This window comes from Fontisphaera persica (assembly GCF_024832785.1).
Lineage (GTDB): Bacteria > Verrucomicrobiota > Verrucomicrobiia > Limisphaerales > Fontisphaeraceae > Fontisphaera > Fontisphaera persica.
In genome coordinates this window covers 3,311,578-3,331,605 of record NZ_CP116615.1, presented here as the reverse complement: position 1 = coordinate 3,331,605, position 20,028 = coordinate 3,311,578, and the positions used below count along the sequence as shown (strand labels likewise).

At 63.6% G+C, this 20,028-nt stretch carries 13 protein-coding genes; 7 read left to right on the top strand and 6 right to left on the bottom strand.

The genetic code is table 11. The features are described 5' to 3' along the window. The first annotated feature begins 32 nt into the window (after nt 1–32). Nucleotides 33–1,154: a GNAT family N-acetyltransferase gene (locus NXS98_RS12450; protein ID WP_283845329.1), complete on the top strand. Its 1,122-nt coding sequence runs from the start codon at nt 33–35 to the stop codon at nt 1,152–1,154. Between the two features lie 28 nt (nt 1,155–1,182). On the opposite strand, the gene NXS98_RS12445 is transcribed toward NXS98_RS12450, so the two are convergent. Beyond that, complete coding sequence (locus NXS98_RS12445) at nt 1,183–4,362, bottom strand: GH116 family glycosyl-hydrolase (RefSeq protein WP_283845328.1); 3,180 nt, start codon at nt 4,360–4,362, stop codon at nt 1,183–1,185. A 127-nt stretch (nt 4,363–4,489) separates the two neighbouring features. Between NXS98_RS12445 and NXS98_RS12440 the strand changes: the two genes are divergently transcribed. The 3 genes from NXS98_RS12440 (at nt 4,490) to NXS98_RS12430 (ending at nt 8,660) form a co-directional block, all read left to right on the top strand. Continuing rightward, nucleotides 4,490–5,569: a Gfo/Idh/MocA family protein gene (locus NXS98_RS12440; protein ID WP_283845327.1), complete on the top strand. Its 1,080-nt coding sequence runs from the start codon at nt 4,490–4,492 to the stop codon at nt 5,567–5,569. A gap of 3 nt (nt 5,570–5,572) precedes the next feature. Next, nucleotides 5,573–6,607 carry a uroporphyrinogen decarboxylase family protein gene (locus tag NXS98_RS12435; RefSeq protein WP_283845326.1) on the top strand — a complete coding sequence of 345 codons (1,035 nt, stop codon included), beginning with the start codon at nt 5,573–5,575 and terminating at the stop codon, nt 6,605–6,607. A 61-nt stretch (nt 6,608–6,668) separates the two neighbouring features. Continuing rightward, nucleotides 6,669–8,660, top strand: coding sequence for an alpha-L-arabinofuranosidase family protein (locus NXS98_RS12430; RefSeq protein WP_283845325.1), 1,992 nt, complete (start codon nt 6,669–6,671; stop codon nt 8,658–8,660). A gap of 22 nt (nt 8,661–8,682) precedes the next feature. Here NXS98_RS12430 and NXS98_RS12425 read toward each other — a convergent pair whose 3' ends face one another. Next, nucleotides 8,683–9,720, bottom strand: coding sequence for a hypothetical protein (locus NXS98_RS12425; RefSeq protein WP_283845323.1), 1,038 nt, complete (start codon nt 9,718–9,720; stop codon nt 8,683–8,685). Between the two features lie 89 nt (nt 9,721–9,809). On the opposite strand from NXS98_RS12425, the gene NXS98_RS12420 reads away from it, so the two are divergent. Beyond that, entirely contained in the window at nt 9,810–11,492 is a 1,683-nt protein-coding gene (locus NXS98_RS12420; protein WP_283845322.1) for a hypothetical protein, read from the top strand. A 93-nt stretch (nt 11,493–11,585) separates the two neighbouring features. After that, complete coding sequence (gene rfaQ / locus NXS98_RS12415; RefSeq protein WP_283845320.1) at nt 11,586–12,647, top strand: putative lipopolysaccharide heptosyltransferase III; 1,062 nt, start codon at nt 11,586–11,588, stop codon at nt 12,645–12,647. Here rfaQ and NXS98_RS12410 read toward each other — a convergent pair. Together NXS98_RS12410 and thrC are read right to left on the bottom strand one after the other, a co-directional pair. Beyond that, the gene (locus NXS98_RS12410) at nt 12,644–14,356 is read right to left on the bottom strand and encodes a hypothetical protein (RefSeq protein ID WP_283845319.1); all 1,713 of its coding nucleotides are present in this window, start codon (nt 14,354–14,356) and stop codon (nt 12,644–12,646) included. The two genes, rfaQ and NXS98_RS12410, sit on opposite strands and share 4 nt — an antisense overlap. Nucleotides 14,357–14,535: 179 nt before the next feature. Then, entirely contained in the window at nt 14,536–15,873 is a 1,338-nt protein-coding gene (gene thrC, locus NXS98_RS12405; RefSeq protein WP_283845318.1) for a threonine synthase, read from the bottom strand. 181 nt (nt 15,874–16,054) lie between these two features. On the opposite strand from thrC, the gene NXS98_RS12400 reads away from it, so the two are divergent. Further along, the gene (locus NXS98_RS12400; RefSeq protein ID WP_283845316.1) at nt 16,055–17,938 is read left to right on the top strand and encodes a sulfatase-like hydrolase/transferase; all 1,884 of its coding nucleotides are present in this window, start codon (nt 16,055–16,057) and stop codon (nt 17,936–17,938) included. Here NXS98_RS12400 and NXS98_RS12395 read toward each other — a convergent pair. Beyond that, complete coding sequence (locus NXS98_RS12395; RefSeq protein ID WP_283845315.1) at nt 17,935–18,732, bottom strand: hypothetical protein; 798 nt, start codon at nt 18,730–18,732, stop codon at nt 17,935–17,937. The genes NXS98_RS12400 and NXS98_RS12395 overlap by 4 nt on opposite strands. A gap of 87 nt (nt 18,733–18,819) precedes the next feature. After that, nucleotides 18,820–20,022, bottom strand: a complete 1,203-nt coding sequence (locus tag NXS98_RS12390) for a hypothetical protein (protein WP_283845314.1) — start codon at nt 20,020–20,022, stop codon at nt 18,820–18,822. Between the last annotated feature and the right edge of the window lie 6 nt (nt 20,023–20,028).

Below are 20,028 nucleotides of genomic sequence, written 5' to 3'. Positions count from 1 at the left end.
GGTCTCGGCGGCCTGCCCGTTTTTTTATTTCCATGAATATCATCCCCCTGGCCAGAACCGCCCGGGACGTGAACCGTTTCATGCGGGCGGCCTATCCCATCTACGCGGGTGACCCCCATTGGGTGGCGCCCCTGATGCTGGACCAGCGGCAGGTGTTTCTCGACGGCAACCCCTTCTTTCAGCATGCCCGCATGCAGTTGTGGCTGGCCGAGCGTGACGGCCGCGCTGTGGGCCGCATCGCCGCCATTTATGACCAGCATTACGTGCAATTCCAGAAAGACCCGGCGGCGTTTTGGGGGTTTTTCGAGTGCGTGGACGACCCGGCCGTCAGCGGCGCGCTCTTCGAGGCCGCCCTGCGCTGGGCGCGAGAGCAGGGCGCCCGGCGCCTCCTGGGGCCCATGAATCCCAGCACCAACGACGAGTGCGGCCTGCTGGTCCAGGGATTCGAGCGCCCGCCGGTATTCATGATGACCTACAACCCGCCGTATTATCCGCGGCTGGTCGAGCTGGCCGGCTTTGCCAAGGCCAAGGATTTGCTCGCCTTTTTCTTTGACCTCGCCAACACCCCCATGGAGCGTTTCGAGCGCATCGCCGCCAAGTTTGAAAAACGCGAGCCGGAGATGCGCCTGCGGCCCATCCGCAAAAAAACGCTGGCCGAGGACATCCGCAAAGTTACCGAAGTCTATAACGAAGCCTGGGAGTCCAACTGGGGCTTTGTGCCCATGACGCCGGACGAAATCCAATTCATGGCCAAACGCCTCAAGCCCCTGCTGTATGAAGGGCTGGCTTACGTGATGGAGACCCCGCAGGAAACCGTGGGTTTCCTGCTGGCCTCGCCGGATTACAACGAGGCCTTCCGGCCGTTGCGCGGGCGCCTGCTGTCGCCGGGGTTGTTCCAGGCCCTGCCCTATTTGTTGCACTGGAAACCTACCGACATTGTGCGCGTCATCACTCTGGGCGTGAAAAAGAAATACCGCGGGCGGGGCATTGAGGCCGCCATGTTGTGTCACGGCTTGCGCACCGGCTTTCGCGCCGGTTTCCGGCACGTGGAGGCGTCGTGGGTGTTGGAGGACAACGAGCCCGTCAAGCGCGTCATCGAATTGTTTGGGGGTGAAGTGTACAAGATTTACCGGGTGTACGAGCGCAATCTTTAAGGGCCGGCGCCCCCCGGCGTGAACCACGTCATTCCATGCTGGCCTGCAGGGTTTCTCCCGCCCCGAGGGTCAGGGGCGGGGAAAACCGTAAAAGTAGCGCGCCGTCGGCGTAATCCACCCCGGCGGAGACCGCCTGTTTTCCGCGCTGCAGCCGCACTCCGGCGGGCCGGGCGGTGGGCGATAATTTCCAGGTGGCCAGCCGCAGGCGCCCCCATTTCACTGTGATTTCCGCGGTCATTTTGCCGCCTTCCTGCCGTTGCGCAAAAGTGCCCCATCCCTCGGCGGAGGTGAAGGCGCAGCGGAAATTCTCCGGCTTCAGGCGTGGCGCAAAACCCAGCAGGCCCTGGGGCCCGTGATACTCGAAACCGGCCGCCATCAGGAAAACGCCGTAACTGGCCATGGAGCGGGCGTAGTGGTCGCCGCATTCCACTTCATTCCACGGGTTGCGCCGCAGCGGGTGATAGCGGTCATGAATCATCCGCGTGATGGCCAGGCCTTCCATGAGCATGCCTTCGGCTATCATGTGGCCGGCCACCTGGTACTCAAAGCCGTTCATGCACTCATTGAAGTATCCCGCCGCCCACTCCGCCCCTTTGCCCCGGGCCTGGGGGTAGTCCCAGTCCGTGCGCGGAAATGTGCACATCAGCAATCCGCCCTCGCCGGGCATCGCATACCAGCGCCCCGGACGGTACACTTCGCGGTAAGGCCCCACATCCGGCGTGAAGTTGTAGCGCCAGAGGGACCGCAGCGCGCTGAGTGTCTCGGCCTCCGGCAATACCCGCCCCAAACCCATTTGCCAGGCCCAGCTCTGGCCCAGCACCTGGTCAATGTGGCAGCCGCTGCCGGAATTAATCGCGTCCAGATGCTTGGGGTCCGGTTGATTGATGAAGTATTCCCCGTCAAACAAACGACTCACCAGATTTTTCCGGCCCCGCTCGAATATTTCCCGGCATTGCCGGCCAAAGGCTTCATCCCCCACCTCTTTGGCCATGGCCTCGGCCGCGCGCAACGCGGCCAGATACACCCCGCTCAACCACGCCACCGGTCCATACCAGTCCGTATCCAGCGTGTTGTGCTGGTTGGAGGTGATGAGGCCGTCGCCGTCTTCATCCTTCTGGATGAGCCATTGGGTGGCACGCTTGATGCCGGGCCAGTTGCGCCGCAGCCACGCATCGTCCGTGCACATTTGATGCTCCCGCAACGCCCGCAGCACGGTGCCCGCCTGCCCGTCCACCGCCGGATAATTGTTGTGCTCGGCGCGGAAAAAAATGGCGCCGTCTTTTTGCAGCGCGAGACCAAAATCCACCCGCTCGCGTGTGTCGCGCTCCAACTGGGGAAACAGGCGGGCCACCGCCTGCGCATAATTCCAAACGTGCGTGCAGGTGCCGTGGCAGCAACCCACGCCTTCCCATCCCCAAAATCGGCCGTTGCCCAGCCGATGGCAGGTGGACGTGGCCAGGGTGGAGATGTTCAGGAAGGTGCGGTCCAAAAACCAGTAAGGCAGGGTGGAGTCATACCACGTGTCATGCCATAACCTGGTTTGCGCATAAAGTGAGGCAAACTGGGCCGCCAGGTATTCCGCCACCCCCAAGGCCGAGCCAAACCGCGTGCCGTAGTAACGTCCCGGCGGCAGACGGTCCATCCGCAGGTTCGGAAAATGCCAGCAGACCGCGAATGTAGCCGTGCCCGACGCCCCCGGCGCCAGGACCAGCCGCCGCGTCAGCGCGCCCAGCAATTTCTGGCTGGCGGGCCGCAGCGCTTCCTGCGCCGCGGGTGCTGGTGCAAACAGTCCCGCCGGTGTGCCCGGCTCGGGCAGGGCGGCGTTGGCGCGGTCCGTGTTGGGTATTTTGCCGGCGCCTTCTGGCGGCAATAACACCAGCGCCATCGTCCCGAAGTCCGGGGCTTCCTCCAGCGGTCCGGGGGGTGGGGGAGGGGCATCGCTGAACACAATGTTATCCACGCCGATGTTGCCCCAGGCGCCGGATTCCTCGTCCACCACCTGCAGGCGCGCCGAGCGTCCCAGCCAGGGGCGGACATCCCACCATTTCAAGCGCAGGTCATTGCCAGCGTGGCCCGTGGCCGAGAGCACCACGCGGTCCTCCACCAGCAGGTTCAGACAGGTGCGTCCGGCGTGCGCCCCGCCCCCGATAAGGAAATGAATGTAGTTGCGTTCAATCACAAACGGCCGGCTGGTAAGTGTGCCCTTGTGGGCGTCGCGCCCGCCCACGTCCTGCGCAGGGGCGGCGGCGTGAGAATTGATGCCGCGTTGCCCGTGAAATCCCAGCTTGCCCTGGTATTCCGGCACTTGCGCCTGACTTACCGGCCCGGCGCCAAAAGCGGTGCCGGTGACGGTCCACCCTTCATGCGTGGGGCGTTCAAAATCGTCAAACACCACATCCGGCCGTTGCGGCGTGCTGGGGGGAGGCGCCGCCTCCGCCGCGCAAACCAGCGCCAGCAGACCGGGGCGGCGTACAATGCGATTGCGGCGTTGGAAAAGGTACCGCGGGGCACTGTGCAACCCCACGGCGTTTTCCAGCCAGCCCGCCAATTCCACCTCCACCCGCTGCCGGGAGTGATTGGTGACGGTGAACCGCATGACCGTGGCAGGCAGCGAGGAATCCTCCACGTTGAGCGGAATGAACGGACTGAACGCCTCGAGCTGCACGGTCACGGGGGCCTCCGCATCCCGGTAGGTCACGAAACCGATGGGATATTCCCCGGTGAACTCAATGTCCCGCCAGCCGGTGCGGTCAAAGCGGCGGGTTTGAGTCTGCCCGCCGGTGGTGAGTTGCAACGCAAAGCCCTGCTCGAGCGGCGACTGCGGCTGCAGGGGGCGCGCGTAGTGCTCGGCGCCGGTGCCGATGTGCTGATTGAAAATGTCCCAGTGCCACAATCGTCCGTCGCCGCCCAGGTACACCTGTCCCGTGCAAATGCCCCCCACCGGCATGCCGATTTTTTCCAGCTCGGCGCCGCGGTACACCGTGCGCGTGCCGCGCTCGAAGAGGGAGCGCACCCATTCGGGGGAAAGCTTTTTGTCGGCAGGCACCAATTTTTCAAAGTCCGGCCGCGTGAAGGGGCCGGCCACGGCCTCCCAGGGCGCCAGCGAGGCCAGGGCCGCCGCGACGGAGGTGCTGCGCAGGAACTCACGGCGCGTCCAGGCGCTGGGGAAGGAAGCAAACGAAGACCCGCTATCGGAGGTATGTGACATAAGATGGCCTCACGCTTAACACCTTTTCGCCCGCCCGGCAAGCCTGGGGGGCATGCCCGCTCGAAATGGCAGTACTTCTCCAACCTGCCATTGCCTCCAGCGCCGTGCCGTTTTATCCTACACCGCCATGAGCGATTTTCAGAAGGCCGACGGCATGATGTACGCCCCCAAGGGCAAGCCTAATGTGGTTTGCGCGCCCGGCGAATTTCGCTTCGCGGCGATGGGCCTCGACCACGGCCACATCTACGGCATGTGCAACGGCCTTATCGAGGCTGGCGGCCAGCTCGTGGCCGTGTATGACCCGGATGCCGAAAAGGTCCGGCGTTTTTGCCAGACTTACCCCGGCGTCCGCGCGGCCGCCAGTGAAGCCGAGATTTTGGAGGACCCCACCCTGCATCTGGTGGCGGGCGCGCCCGTCCCCTGCGAGCGCACCCCGCTGGGCCTGCGCGTGATGGAGCATGGCAAGGATTATTTTGCCGACAAACCCGCTTTCACCACCCTCGAGCAACTGGCCGCCGCCCGGGAAAAAGTCCGCCAGACCCGCCGCATTTTCGCGGTGTATTACGCCGAGCGCCTGCACTGCGAGGCCGCCATTTATGCCGGGCAGCTCATTCAGGAAGGCCGTATTGGCCGCGTGCTGCACGTGGCCGGTCTGGGGCCGCACCGGATGAATGCCCCCACCCGCCCGCCTTGGTTTTTTGAGCGGAGCAAAACCGGCGGCATCCTTTGTGACCTCGCCAGTCATCAATTCGAGCAATTCCTCGCCTTCACCGGCGCGCGCAGCGCCCGCGTCCTGCACAGCCGCGTGACCAATTACTACGCCGCCCAATACCCGGAGTTTGAGGATTTTGGCGATGCCACCGCCGTGGCCGACAACGGCGCCACCTTTTATTGCCGCGTGGACTGGTACACCCCCGACGGCCTGGGGGCCTGGGGCGATGGGCGCACTTTCATCATCGGCACCACCGGCACCATCGAGCTGCGCAAATACCTGGACGTGGCCCGTGACCGCGCCAGTGACCATGTGTATCTGGTGGATGCCCGGGGCGAGCATCACCTGCCTGTGCAGGGGAAGGTCGGTTTCCCCTACTTTGGCGCGCTGATTCGCGATTGTTTGGACCGCACTGAAAGCGCGATGACCCAGGAGCACACTTTTTTGGCCGCTGAACTCAGCCTGTTGGCGCAAGCCCAGGCCCTCAGACTCTAACGCATGACTGCTGTACAATGGGAAATCCTCTGCCGCTGCGCCCGCGGTGAAGTTCTTCCGCATGTGCCCGTGGCGCTGATTGTGGACAGCCCGTGGATTCCAGGTTATCTGGGACTATCCACGCTTGATTATCTCTTCGCGCCCGATGTCTGGCTCGATGCCAACCTGCGCGTTATTCGCGAATTTCCCGACCTCATTTTCCTGCCGGGATGCTGGGCGGAAATTGGCATGGGCGCCGAGCCTTCCGCCTTCGGCTGCAAGACGCTGTTCTACCCGGACAAAACGCCCCAGGTCCTGCCCCTGGCCGAGACGTGGGAGGCTTTGCCCGAACTGGCGGAGCCGAACCCTGAAACGGATGGATTTTTGCCGTATTTGCTAACCCTCTACCGCCGCGCCCGGCCCAAGCTGGCCGAGGCGGGCCATGACGTCAGGATGGTGGCGGCCCGCGGTCCGCTCACCCTCGCCACGCATCTGGTGGGCGTCAGCGAGTTTCTCATGGGCATCAAAACCGACCCCGAAAAGGCTCACCGCCTGCTGCAAACCTTGTCGCGTTTCATCATTCACTGGCTCGAAGCGCAAGCCGCCGCCGCCGGCCCCGCCGTGCAGGGCATCATGGTCTTGGACGACATCACCGGCTTCCTGTCGCCCCGGGATTTTCAAACGTTCGCCCTGCCATATTTGCAACAAATCTTCCGGGCCTTTCCTGAAGCCCTGAAGATATTTCATAATGACACCAACAACGTGGTGCCGTATCCCTTCCTGCGCGAAATCCCGGTGGACATCTTCAACTTCACCCACCTCCAGCCCCTGAACCGCGTGCGGGAGCTTTGCGGGCCGGACATCTGCCTCATGGGCAACATTCCGCCCCTGGACGTCCTGGCGCAGGGCGCGCCGGAGCAAGTGGCGCAAGCGGTGGCCGCCGCTCGCGCCAGTCTCCCGGACCCACGGCGCTGGCTGCTCTCCGCCGGTGGCGGCGTATCCCCCGGCACCCCCGGAGCCAACCTGCAGGCGCTGGCGCAAGCGGCCGCCCGGCTCTGAATCCCGCTGGTGATTGCATCTGCGGTTGTCAACCGCTGCGGCCGCCTTTATAAATAAAGGTATGAAAGTAATTGCGCGTCTCCTGTTGGTCGCCGGGCTGGCAATCCCCTGCGTTTTTTCTCAAGCCGCGGAGGAAGCCGCCTGCCGAATCGAGATTGATGTGCACCGTCCCGTGGCCCGCGTCAGCCCGGTGATGTGGGGCATTTTCTTTGAGGACATCAACTTCGGCGCGGATGGCGGCCTCTATGGCGAGCTGGTCAAAAATCGCTCTTTTGAATTCAACCAGCCGCTCATGGGCTGGCAGGTTTCCCGCCCGCCCGGCAGCGCCGCCATGGTGGGCATCAGCAGCCGCGACGCGCTGCATCCCAACAATCCGCAATACCTTGATGTGACCCTTGGCCCGGCGGATAAAGGAGTGGCAATCATCAATGAGGGATTTCGCGGCATGGGCATCCGCCAGGGGGAAACCTATGATTTTTCAGTGTTTGCCCGCCAGGTCACGGGCGGCCCGGTGACCTTGATTTTGGAGCTGCTGGACGCGCAGGGGCTGGTCATTGGCCGCGCGCAAATCAAGGGATTGCAAGCCACCTGGCAGCGGCACACCGCTTCTTTGACGGCGCGCGCCACCGAGGCCAAGGCCCGGCTGCGCCTCACGTTCGAGGGACAGGGACGGTTGCACCTGGACATGGTCTCGCTCTTTCCGCGCAAGACCTGGAAAAACCGGCCGGGCGGGCTGCGGGCGGACATGGTCCAGATGCTGGCCGAGCTGAAGCCCGCGTTCATCCGCTTTCCGGGCGGCTGCATTGTGGAGGGCTTTAATTTGGAAAACCGTTACCAGTGGAAGAACACCATCGGCCGTCCGGAAGAGCGCAAGCTCATCATCAATCGCTGGAACATGGAGTTCAAACACCGGCCCACGCCCGACTATTACCAAAGTTTCGGACTGGGCTTTTATGAGTACTTTCTGCTCTGCGAAGATTTGGGCGCCGAGCCGCTGCCCATTCTGAATTGCGGCATGGCCTGCCAGTTCAACACCGGCGAGCTGGTGCCGTTGGAGCAATTGGACCCCTTCATTCAGGACGCGCTGGATTTGATTGAGTTCGCCAACGGCCCCACCAACACCGTCTGGGGTGCCAAGCGCGCCGCCATGGGGCATCCGCGGCCCTTCCATTTGAAAATGCTGGGCATCGGCAATGAGCAATGGGGGCCGCAATACCTCGAGCGTTATGAGCGCTTCGCCCGCGTGCTGCAGCAACGGCATCCGGAAATCCGGCTCATCTCCAGCGCCGGACCGGACCCGGACGGTCCGAAGTTTGATTTTCTCTGGCCGCGCCTCCGCCAGCTTCGCGCCGACATCGTGGATGAGCACTACTACCGCCCGCCGCAATGGTTTCTGGACAATACGCGCCGTTACGACCGCTACGACCGGAATGGCCCCCGGGTGTTTGCCGGAGAATATGCCGCCCAGAGCGTCCGCACCGTCAGTCCGGACAATCGCAACAACTGGGAATGCGCGCTGGCCGAGGCCGCCTTCATGACCGGCCTGGAGCGCAATGGCGAGGTGGTGCGCATGTGCAGCTACGCGCCCTTGTCCGCGCATGAAGAAGCCTGGCAATGGCGGCCCAATCTCATCTGGTTCGACAACCTCCGCGTCTATGGCACGCCCAATTACTACGTGCAGCAGGCCTTTGCCCGCAATCGCGGCGATTTAATCCTGCCTGCCCGCCTGAGCGGTGACATCGGCCAGCCGGAGCGGGTTTATGCCTCGGCCACCTTCGAGGAATCCACGCGCGAGGTCATCCTCAAAATCGTCAACGCCACCGCGGCGCCGCGCATGGTCAACCTGCAGTTCAACGGCGCCGTGCCGGCCGGCCGCGCTGGCCGCGCCACCGTCCTGGCGGCCGCCTTGGCCGAAGAAAACTCCCTGACCCATCCCACCCGGGTGGCGCCGCTCACCCAGTCCCTCACGCCGGTGGGGCCTGCGGTGGCCCACGTGGCGCCGGCCTATTCGCTGAGCGTGCTGCGCGTGCCGGTAAAAATCAGCGCGAAATAAAGTCGGCCCCAATCGCATGGCCTCACAAGCAATGCACCGGCAAATCTTCCGGGGGCACGGCTGACGGGGAAGGCGCCGGCGTGGGCGCAGGAGGCGCTGCCGCAGGTGGACTTTGGACCGGCCGGCGGCGGACGGGGCGTGGCCGCGCAGGGGCGGCGGTATCCTTGCGGTAAAGGTTGTTGGCGGCGCTGGTCCACGTGCCCATGTGCAGGCGGGCGGCGGTCCAGCGCAAACTGGCGGAAGTCTCCGCGCGCAACCGCCGTGCGATGCGGACTTTTTCCGGGTCTCCTTTCGGCCGGCGGGCCAGCTCCGCCTCCGTCCATCCCAGGCGTGCCAGCTCCTCGCGCACAATCAAGTCCGCCTGTTCCTGGGCCAACATGCGCCCCGGGTCCGCCGAGTTGCCGCGGGTCTCACGCAAACGTTGCAGTAATTCGGCGCGAAAGGCATCGCTGCCCATGCGCCAGCCGCGGCGGAGCATGGCCCAGGCCTCGGAGGGCGGCTGGGCCGCCACCGCTTGCAGGCGCGCGGCAAACCGGGCGCGGCCGGCCGCGTCATCCTGGAGCTGTAGAGACGCAAAGACGCTGCCCACTCTCAGCCAGGGCGGCCGCTGGTCAGGCGGAAGCAGGTAATAATGATAACTGCAGCTTGCATCATTTTCGCGGGGTAATTCCGCCCCGCCGTGGCTCCTCCCCAGGTGCACATAATCCACCGCGGCGGGCAGAAACGGCGCCGTTGGCTCCACCAGCACCGAGCGGTACCGCCCGGCCAGCAAATGTCCGCGACGCGCATGGCGGCGGTTGTACTTGATGGTGAAGGCGCCCAGGAGCCATTTCATGCCCGCCACCAGGTTGGGCGACGGCGTGCGCGCCACCCACTCGATGCGTTGCGGCGCCAGCCGAAAGGCCAGCACCTCCCACCCAAATCGCTGGCAGGCCTGCTGTAGCGTCTCCAGAAACAGGGCGCGGTCCTCCTCGCCGTGAAAGATGACCTCGCCGCCGTTGCCCTCGGAGGCGAGATAATACACCGCGCCAGGAAATTCCAGCCGCAATGGCCGCGCCATGCCGGGGATGGTTGCGGAGGATGCATCCCCTGTCAATGCCCGGCCTTTACCTGCGCCCCCGGCGGCCTTAAGGTGTGGGGTCATCCACTATGAAGCTAAAAATCCTGGCCATGGCCGGTCTGGCTGCCTGGTTGAACCTGGCGGATTTATTGGCGGCCCACCCGGCCACCGAGGGGAGTTACCTGGCGTTGACCGCCCGCCATCGCACCCCAGCTACGTTGGAAAGCCTGCGTCTCACCCGCGGCCCGGTGGAGCGGGTGGGCCGGCTGACGGCCGGCTGGTGGCAAATGGAATTGCGGAGCCGCGCCCGTTACGAAGAGCCGCCCCTGTGCATCGTGCGCTGGCTGGCGGTGGGCGAGCCCCTGCCGCGCTCGAACACCTGCGTTATTCTGCGGTACCAATTGCGGGTGCCGGCCACGGGGGAGTGTTATGAGTACGCCGAGCGCTTCAGCGGCCTGGCCTTGCTGCCGGCCTGGGCAAATTTCCAGCGGCATTTTCTGCCGCATGCCTCTCCGGGCAGTGGCGCTCAACATGGCCTGCCGGAATCGGTGGAGCTGCTGGGGCAGGTGTGGACGATGCATTATGGCCGCACGAATGCCCCCTGGGCGCCGTGGGCCGACGCCCGGCAGCTGGTGCTCGACCGCGAGCTGCTGGTGGGCAACAGCCGCCCCTTCAAGGACCGGGAAGAACGGCGCCTGCCCCAGACGCCGCAGCGGCAGGATTACCATTACGTCCCCTACACCGAAGCCGACATCCGTGCCATGATTGGCGCGGGCTTTAATCTGTTTACCGTGCAACCGGCCCAGGAAGCCTGGGTGCGTGGCGAACCGGTGTTTTATCATCGCTCGCCGCCGCTGCAATTTCCGACCGATTTATACCGCGCCAATTACCTGGGGCCGGTCATGTTCATGGATGAACCTTCGATTCTCATGGTGGGCGATACGAATGTGCATCGCACCTTGCGTTATTTTGCGGATGCCGCGGCGCTCATTGAGAAGCGCACCCGGGCCACGTTTGAAGGCGCCGGCCCTTATGGCTCGTGGCATTTGCATCAAGCCCTGGAAAATGCCGGCATCAACCTCGGCGACCTGCGCGTGCAACAGGTGGATTACCCCTCCTGGGAAACCCTGCATGAGACCACCTTTTACCAGATGCGCGGCGGCGGCGCCGGCCTGGTGCACGAAGGCCGGTATCAACTGCCGGAGTTTGACCGGGCAGTGCAACGGTTCACGGGACGCCCCCGTGCGCACACGCCACGGGAGCTGTTGGAATATCATTATGCTTTCCTGCGCGGCGGCACCCTGCCGCTGGGCAAACATTGGGGCACCGCCATTTACGGGCAATGCGACACTAACATTGCGCCGCTGGCCTTGACGCTGGCCTACGACCGGGGCGCCCGATACCTCTGGTTCTGGTCTTCCGACCATGACCATCATGTGCCCTGGCCGGAGCAACTGGCCCTGGCCCGCCATCTGCGCGCCCATGAACAAGCGCATCCGCGGGGCAGCATTTTCCACCGCCCGCCGCCTGCCCAGGTGGCCATCGCCATCCCGGAAGGTTACTTCCTCTCGCTGGATAATCTCTGGTGGGTGCGGGTGCTGGACCGCGAGGGCAAAAACGAGGCCTCCCAGCGCTATCAGCGCCTGATGCGCCGCGCCTTGCTGGCCATGCAGGAATGTTGGGACCGGGGCCGGACTTTTGACGTGGTGGTGGACGATGGACGCGCTCCCCGGCTGTATCCCAAGGTCATCCGTATCCATGACGCCCCCTGACCCTGCGGGAGCTGGGGCGCGGAGTTGCCGGGTACTTTCTCCCCGGGCAAAGCCATTTGCAATATGGGACGAGGCGTCCGATAATGCCGCCGCGTGAAGTTTCTGCTCATCAAGCTGAACCATCTGGGCGACACCTTGCTGTTGACGCCCACGTTGCGGTTTTTAGCGCAGCGTTTCCCGGGCGCGGCGGTGGATGTTCTGGTGCGCGGCGGCTGCGAGGTCATGTTGCAGGGGCATCCGGCCATTCGCCACCTGATGGCGCTGGGACGCACTGGAAAGGAGCGACGGGCCTGGGGCGAAATTTGGGCCGAAAACCGGCAGGCCTGGCGCGCCCTTGGCGCCCAGGGCTATGACTACGCCTTCGCTTTGTCGGTTTCGGATAGGGCCTGTCTCTGGTCCTGGCTGAGCGGCGCCAAGGTGCGGGTGGCCAATGACGCCTACGGCGAATGGGGCTGGCGGCGGCGGTTGTTTCATCAACTTTCCTCTTTTCCCTGGGCGCCGCAACACCAGGTGCTCAAGGATTTTCGCACCGTGGCCGATTGCTTTGACCCGCAGGCGCAACCGGGGCCGCTGGAGTTCTTTCCCTGCATTCAGCCCGGGGATTTTGCGCGAAAATTTGCCGGCTTGCTCGAGGGGCCGCCTCTGGCCGTGATTCATGCCACCAGCCGCTGGCGTTTCAAACAATGGCTGCCAGAGCGCTGGGCCGCCGTGGCCGATGCCTTGCAGGCGCGTTATGGTTTTCGCGTGGTGTACACCGCCGGACCGGCGCCGGCGGAAAGGGAAGAGGTGGAGCGGATTCTCACGCACCAACGCCAGCCCGGCATCAACCTCGCCGGCCGCACCGGGATGGCAGAGCTGGGTTTTTTGCTGGGGCGCGCGCGCCTGTTTTTGGGCGTGGACACCGTGGCTATGCATCTGGCCGCCGCCATGCAAACCCCGGTGGTCGCCCTGTTTGGCCCCAGCTCGGAAACCAGTTGGCGGCCGTGGCAGTGCCCGCACGAGCTGGTGTTGGGGGACTGCCCCTGCAAGGCCACTCGTCAGTTTGTGTGTGACAAATCACGGCCTTATCCCTGCATGGAACGGATTCAGGTGGAGGCCGTGCTGGCTGCTGTGGAGCGCTTGTTGCAAGCGCCCTCGTCCGGCGCGCCCACTTAAGGCTCTGGCCGATAAAACCAGCCCACGCGCTGCGGCGGCGTGTAACGGTGCAGGAACAGCGGTTCTTCAGGCAGGGGTTGGTAAGGTAGGGCCAGCACTTCCTTGCCGCTCCAGACCACCAGCGCTTCAAACCCCAGGTTGGGGCCTTCCAGGGGTCGCCAGCGGTCTGCTTCATAATCATAGAGCGCGTACCGGCTGGGGTCGCTGACCCGCGCCATGAGCAGCGCGTCCGGCAGGGTTAACAGGTGGGGCGACGGCCCAAAGGCCGAAATTGGCGCCGCAGGATTCATCGGTTGCCAGCGATGGAGCGCGGGGTTGAAGCGGGCCGAGTAATGGACCGTTTCGGTGGCCACGGCCGACAAATTAACCAACAAAAGTTCCTGGCCATTCCACAGGCACTGCGTGGCCTCATGCGCCAGCGGAGCATCGAGGGCCGGCAGCGGCTGCCATTGGCCGGTGGCCAGCGCGTAACGAAAACCGCGCCAGTGGCCGTCCTGCACGGCCAGCCAATACCATTCCGTGCCCGTCCAGACCGCGCGCCACTGACTGCTCCAGGGCAGGGAAAAACCGGCCACACTCAAACGATGCCAGCCGGGCGGCTCCACTTGATAACGCCAAAGCTGCACTTCACCACCCATCGTTCCCATGGCCAGCCAGCCGTTGGTCAAACCGGCAAACTGCACCGTGCTCCATTCCAGCGCGGGCGCGCCGTTGGTGTCCATCGCCTGCCAGCGGTCTTCCTCTGGCTCCCGCCAGGCGCCCGCCAGCCGGGATTCCGCCGCGGCCAAAACCACGGCGCCAAAAGGAGTGTCGAGCAGCCGTACCACCGCCGGCCAGGGCAGGGAGCCCGGCATGGGGGCGTCCTCCCATGCTTGCGCGGCACGCCGGTACCGGCTGGCCTGCCAGCCATTTGCATCGGCGGCGATGACCATCAAGTCGCCAGCCCAAGTCATGGCCCAGGATTGTGATGGATCAAAAATTGGGGCGTTGGTGGGGGACAATAAATACCAGCGTCCTGCGTCCGCCTCATAACGCGCGCCTTGTCCCGCCTGCCCGGCCACGGGCCAGCGCCACAACCATAGTGATTGGCCGTCCCATAAATTGGTGCCAGGCGCGGATAAAAAGGCCGGGGTAAGTCGCGGGTCCAGGTAATCCGTTTGCCACGCGGCTTGGGCAACCGCCAGCGGAAAACGCGCATAACCGGCCTGAGCCAGATTGCTGGCCTGGGTCAGCGGGGCCGGGAGCAAGGCGCCTGCGGGCAAGCCTCCTGTGGTATTCGTAGCGGCCAGCCGCGCCTGCACCTCTGGCGCCAGATGACTCAGGGTAATCGTCTGCGCTGGCACTTGGGCAGCATTCAGCGCGTAGGGCACGGCGCCCAGGCGCAAATCCGGCGCCAACTGTTGCCAGCCATGCACGCCATCGCTGAACCACACACGCACCTGTAAATCCGGCAGCCCGCCCAGGGAGGCCGGCAGCGCCGCCATGTTGGTCAGGGTGGTATCACCCAGGCCAACCTGAAACAAACCGTTGGTTACCCACAAAGGCACGGCAGTTTCAGGCTGGGCCTCGGCGGGCGCCGTGCCATCCTGATGCCATATCACGCCGGCCGGCGAGCCGCCGGAGAGCAGGGCAAATTTGAACTCACCCCAGCCTTGGAAGGGCTGTCCCTCCACCAAGACCCGGCCTTGCAGCGAAATCCAGGCCGGCATTTGAGCCGGCAGGGGAAAAACGAAAGAGAGGAATAACCACATTATCGCCCGCGGGGTCTTAAGCATGCAGCCTCATACCATGCTGCCGCACGCCTGTGCAAATCTGTTTTGCGAGAGCCGGGGGAAATCGCGGGGCGGGTAATGGCCCTGCTCCAAGGCCTTTGCGCGTGGGGCCTCGGTTACACCACCCGCTCCCGGAGCGCCTTGTCCAGCGCGGCCTTCACGGCATCCACACGCGGCGGCAATTCAATGGGCGGATTGGCATGGCGGCAGGGAAACTCCAGCGCCTTATCGTGGTAACGCACTTTGAAGTCGGTGAACTTCAACCCGTGCGCCGTGCTGATGACCACCACGCGGTGTTGCTTTTGAATCACGCCGCGCCGCACCAGTTTGATGAGCGCCGCCAGCGCCACGCCCGTGTGCGGGCAGTTGAACATGCCGGTGCGATCCCCCAGCGCCGCGGCATCGGCCAGCTCTTCTTCCGTGGCCTCTTCCACCACGCCGTCAAATTGTTTGAGCACGCGAATGGCCTTCTGCACGCTGACGGGATTGCCGATTTGAATGGCGCTGGCCAGCGTCTTTTCCGCCTGCACGGGCGCGAACTCGGCGAAGCCTTTTTGGTAGGAGCGGTACAGCGGATTGGCTTTTTGCGCCTGCGCCACCACAATGCGCGGCAGGCGGTGAATCAGCCCCAGCTCGCGCATCATCAGCAGCCCGCTGCCCAGGGCGGAAACGTTGCCCAAATTGCCGCCGGGGATGATGAACACATCGGGCACTTCCCAGTCAAATTGCTGCACAATCTCGATGCCCACGGTTTTCTGGCCCTCCACGCGCAGGGAGTTCATCGAATTGGCCAGATAAATGGTGGGGTCCTTGGTGATTTCCTGCACCACCTTCATGCAGCCGTCAAAGTCGGTGTCCAGCGACAACACCAGCGCGCCATTGGCGATGGGCTGCACCAGTTGGGCCGTGGAGATTTTGCCCTTGGGCAGCAGCACGATGGATTGAATGCCCGCCGCGGCGCAATACGTGGCCAGCGCCGCCGAGGTGTCGCCGGTGGAGGCGCAGGCCACTGCCTTGATGGGCGCGCCCTCGCTAATCATCTGTTTCACCTGGGAAACCAGCACCGTCATGCCCAGGTCTTTGAACGAGCCGCTGTGCGTGTTGCCGCACAATTTGACCCACAGTTCGCTCAACCCCAGCAGCTTGCCCAGCCGCTCCGCCCAGAACAAATTGGTGCAGCCCTCATACAGCGAGACGATGTTTTCGTCCTTGATGTTGGGCAGCACCCATTCTTTCTTGCCCCAGATGCCGGAGCCATACGGCCATTGGTTGCTGCGGTAGCGGTCATCAAAGAGCTTCATCCAGGCCGCCGCGCTGCGATGCCGCAGGGCTTCCAGGTCATGGCGCACTTCCAAGAGCGACTGGCAGCGCTCGCAACGGTAAATGATTTGATTCAAGGGATGGACGGCGCCGCATCCCTCATTGATGCATTGAAACCAGGCTCGATATTCCATACGGGGACTGCGCGGGGGGACAGCTCACGGCTGCCACCGGCTCAGCCCCCGAGCCTGACACTCCCCCCGCTGCATTTCAAGCAAAACGCCGCACTCCTCCGCGCCTGTATTGGCGGCTGTCACCTGGTCTGCCGCCGGCAAAAGCTCGACAGGGGCTGCCTGAAGTTTTATAGGGTTGGGCATGAAGCACCTGCTCGCCCTGGCCCTTGGTTTTGCCGTTGCAGTCTCCTCATATTTATCGGCTGCCGCCGCCCCCGCCGCCAGACCCAACATTCTTTGGCTCGTGGCCGAGGACATCAACGCCCATCTGGGTTGCTACGGCGACACCTACGCCCGCACGCCCCATCTGGACAAGCTGGCCGCCAAAGGCACGGTGTATCTGAATGCCTGGTCCACCGCGCCCGTCTGCGCCCCGGCCCGCACCGCGCTTATCACCGGCATGTCCCCGCCCGCCTTGGGCGCGGAGCACATGCGCAGCATCGTCCCCGTGCCCGCCCACATCCGCATGTATCCCGATTACCTGCGCGAGGCCGGGTATTACTGCTGCAACAACGCCAAAACCGATTACAACCTCAAGGGCGCGGATAAAGCGTGGCATGAAAGCTCCAACAAGGCGCATTACAACAAGCGCGCTCCCGGCCAGCCGTTCATGGCGGTGTTCAATCACGAAATCACCCACGAAAGCCGCATCCGCACCCGCCCGCATGAGTGGGTGCATGACCCCGCCCGCGCCCCCGTCCCGCCCTATCATCCCGATGTCCTCGAAACCCGCCAGGATTGGGCGCAGTACTACGACAACATCACCACCATGGATGCGCAGGTGGGCAAGCGCCTTGCGGAATTGGAAGAGGCCGGCCTGGCCGAGGATACCATCGTCTTTTTCTATGGCGACAATGGCTCCGGCATGCCCCGCCATAAACGCTGGCTCTGGCAAAGCGGTTTGCGCGTGCCGTTGATTGTCTATATCCCGCCCAAGTTCCGCCATCTGGCGCCGCCCGATTATCAACCCGGCGGCCGCTCCGAGCGCCTGGTGGATTTTGTGGACTTCGCCCCCACCCTGCTGAGCCTCGCCGGCGTGCGTCCCCCGCCGCACATGCACGGCAAGGCTTTCCTGGGGCCGTATGCCACGCCGCCTTCGCCTTATATTTTCGGGCTGCGCAGCCGGATGGATGAGAATCTGGATTTATCCCGCTGTGTGCGCGACTCGCGCTACCTGTACATTCGCAATTACATGCCCCACAAACCTTACGGCCAGTATCTGGCCTATATGTTCCAAACCCCAACCACTCGCGTTTGGTTTGATTTATTCCAAAAAGGCCAGCTCACCGAAGTGCAATCCCGCTTTTGGCAACCCAAACCGCCGGAGGAGCTTTATGACTTGGAAGCGGACCCTCACCAAATTAACAACCTTGCCAACGTGCCCGCTTACGCCGCCACGTTGCAGCGGCTGCGCCAGGCCTTGCGCAACCATTTGCTGGCCACGCGGGACCTGGGTTTCCTGCCGGAAAGCGAGCTGCACGAGCGCGCCCGCGCAGCGCGTTTGACGCCTTACGAAATGGGGCGGGACGACAGCAAATATCCCCTCGGCAAAATCCTCGCCGCCGCCGAGCTGGCCTCGGGCTTGAAGCCGGAAGCCCTGCCCGCCCTGCGCCAGGCGCTGCGCGACCAAGACAGCGCGGTGCGTTACTGGGGGGTGATGGGCATTTTAATGCGCGGCGCCCCTGCGGTGACCAAAGCGCGCGAGGATTTGAACCGCGCCCTCAAAGATGAAGCGCCCTGTGTGCGTATCGCCGCCGCTGAAGCTCTCGGCAAGCACGGCTCAGAAGCCGAGCGCCGGGCCGCGCTGGCTGTCTTGTTGGAGTTGGCCCCCCAGCCCAAAACCGGCCCCTACGTCTCCGTGCAGGCCTTGAACGCCCTGGTGGAGCTGGGCCCGGCGGCCGCCGCAGGTTTGGAGGTCATTCAAGCCGCCGGCGGGAAGCATCCCGACTACGAGGCGCGGGCCATGGAATATGCGCCGCGGCTGGTGGAGGTGCTGACCAACCGCCTGGCCGCGCCGCGTCCTTAACGACGCCCTGTCCGCAGCATCTCGTACACGTTAACCCGCCCGCCCGGAAAATACGTGGTGCGTGGATAATAAAATTGCCGCTCCTGCTTTTGATACCAAAGAATGAGCGGCCGCTCCGGTTGATTGGGGTCGTAAGCCTTGAAATAAACTGCCTCCCCCGCCGCTTCAATGTCCGGCGCCAACTGTCGCACTTCCTCCGGCGTGGCCAATCCGATGAGTAAAATTGTGTGATTGATGGTCAGCCGCGGAAAGGTGACCACATGCACCAGCGGCGGATAGTTGGCGTGCACATCCCTCTCCCAGCGGTCTGCCAGCTTTGCCTGACCCTTGCGCGAGAAGGGAAAGACCATGCGGAAATTGCCACAGTGCACATAACTCTGCCACGCTCCCCCCAGGGCCTCTTTGAGCAATGCCTCATGGGCCACACTGAAATCATAGAGGTTGGTGAACCCGGGAATGATGACGGGGGGAGAGACGCCGCCGCCATGGCGCGGGTTGCTGGACAGCACTTTTTTCACCAGACGTTGGTATTCTTTCTCGGTGGTCGGCGGCTGCCTTGGGTCAAACCCGGCATGGAACAGGAATTGGCGCGCCGCTTTGGCCATGGGCACGCAGCGATGGGTAAATTGAGGGGCAGGCTCCCGCCGTTGGTGCTCCATCTTGCCCGTTTCGGGATTATAGTGGTAGGTCCATTTCAATTCATTGGCAAAGGCAAACGTATCCCGCCCCACCACCATCGGCCGCTCAAATTGCCATGGAGCACACCCCAACCCCAACCCAAGCAACAATATCAAAAGCAGCGCCCGCAAGCCTGCCCGTCCCCGGCGGGGGGCATCGGGGGGCGCGGGACGTGTGTGAAGCTGGCCCGGGGTCATGGGCTGTTACTGGCTCCAGATTTCCTTGATGGTATCTTCATGGTTGAAGCCCTGAGGAAAATGCCGCTGCATGTTGGCGTAGTACCAATAGCGTTTGCCTTGCGGGGTGTCCAGCGGGGTATGCAACACCCGGCTGCCCGGCATTTGCAGCCAGCCGTTGGAATCCGTCTCGCGCACCCACTTCCAGGCATATCGCAGCCATTCTTTCTGATAATCCTCCGGCTGATGGGCAAACCACGAGATTTCATCATAACCCCACGTCCAGCCACGCATGCCTGGCGTGCCGGGTTTGCTGCTGCCGCCCCAGTTGTCCAGCTCCACCAGATACGGCAGGCTTTCGCAACGCCAGCCAGCGGGCGTCAGGCCCCCGCGGCTGCGCCCGTAAATGCTGTCCAGGTAACCCTTTTCAAGGATGCCTTTCTGCGGCTGCTCCACCACTTCCTTGATGCGTAGAGGGAAGGAGTGAAAATCAAACAGCAATTGCTCGCCGCGCCGCGGGCCGCCGTCAGGAGTATGGGCATCGCACAGCACCCAATGCCGCCGCGCATGGCGGGCAGCGTATTGGCGCACGCGGCTCAACATGTCCCACCAGCCATCCCAATTTTTGTCATGGCGCCCGATGAGCGCCACCTGGCCGAAATGAATCGCCTCCATGCCGGCGCTGATGTACGTGGTGGCCACGTGGTAAAACCACAGCCGCGTTTCCAGCTTCGTCATGTCCGGCACGGTGGTGTTTTTCCCCCAGTGATTGAGAAACACGCCCTGGTCAAACAACATCGCCTCGTAGCGGAAATTCCGCGTTTCCACCGGCAACCCAAAAGCCTGGAACACTTCCGGCGGAATGGGCACCGTCGCCACTTGGGGCGTCACAATCTCAAACACACACCCCTGCAGGATAATCTCCGGCATCACCTGGTGAGTGCGCGCGGCGATTTCGCGCGCCCGTTGCACGCGGTTGGAGAACTGGTTTTCCCGGCCCCACATGTAAAGCGTGCGTCCGGCAAAGCGGGCGCCGATATTTTTCAGCATGCGCAGATTGTCCTCGGGGTCTCCCTGGCCGGTGCAGTAGTCCATCATCGTAATGGCCCGCGACAAATAACGCTCCAACACGGCGCGGGACATCGGCCCGTCAAAATGCAGTTCATTGGTCGCGGCCCAAAGGCAGGCGGATGAAAGCAGCCATCCCCATAAAACGTGCGCTTTTTTCATGCGGTC

Bases quoted from the DNA above. Each gene is read 5' to 3' on its own strand.
- NXS98_RS12430 (WP_283845325.1), top strand. From the start codon at position 6,669: ATGAAAGTAATTGCGCGTCTCCTGTTGGTCGCCGGGCTGGCAATCCCC.
- NXS98_RS12420 (WP_283845322.1), top strand. From the start codon at position 9,810: ATGAAGCTAAAAATCCTGGCCATGGCCGGTCTGGCTGCCTGGTTGAAC.
- NXS98_RS12390 (WP_283845314.1), bottom strand. From the start codon at position 20,022: ATGAAAAAAGCGCACGTTTTATGGGGATGGCTGCTTTCATCCGCCTGC.
- thrC (WP_283845318.1), bottom strand. From the start codon at position 15,873: ATGGAATATCGAGCCTGGTTTCAATGCATCAATGAGGGATGCGGCGCC.
- NXS98_RS12425 (WP_283845323.1), bottom strand. From the start codon at position 9,720: ATGGCGCGGCCATTGCGGCTGGAATTTCCTGGCGCGGTGTATTATCTC.
- NXS98_RS12435 (WP_283845326.1), top strand. From the start codon at position 5,573: ATGACTGCTGTACAATGGGAAATCCTCTGCCGCTGCGCCCGCGGTGAA.
- NXS98_RS12445 (WP_283845328.1), bottom strand. From the start codon at position 4,362: ATGTCACATACCTCCGATAGCGGGTCTTCGTTTGCTTCCTTCCCCAGC.
- NXS98_RS12400 (WP_283845316.1), top strand. From the start codon at position 16,055: ATGAAGCACCTGCTCGCCCTGGCCCTTGGTTTTGCCGTTGCAGTCTCC.
- NXS98_RS12450 (WP_283845329.1), top strand. From the start codon at position 33: ATGAATATCATCCCCCTGGCCAGAACCGCCCGGGACGTGAACCGTTTC.
- NXS98_RS12410 (WP_283845319.1), bottom strand. From the start codon at position 14,356: ATGCCGGCCTGGATTTCGCTGCAAGGCCGGGTCTTGGTGGAGGGACAG.
- NXS98_RS12440 (WP_283845327.1), top strand. From the start codon at position 4,490: ATGAGCGATTTTCAGAAGGCCGACGGCATGATGTACGCCCCCAAGGGC.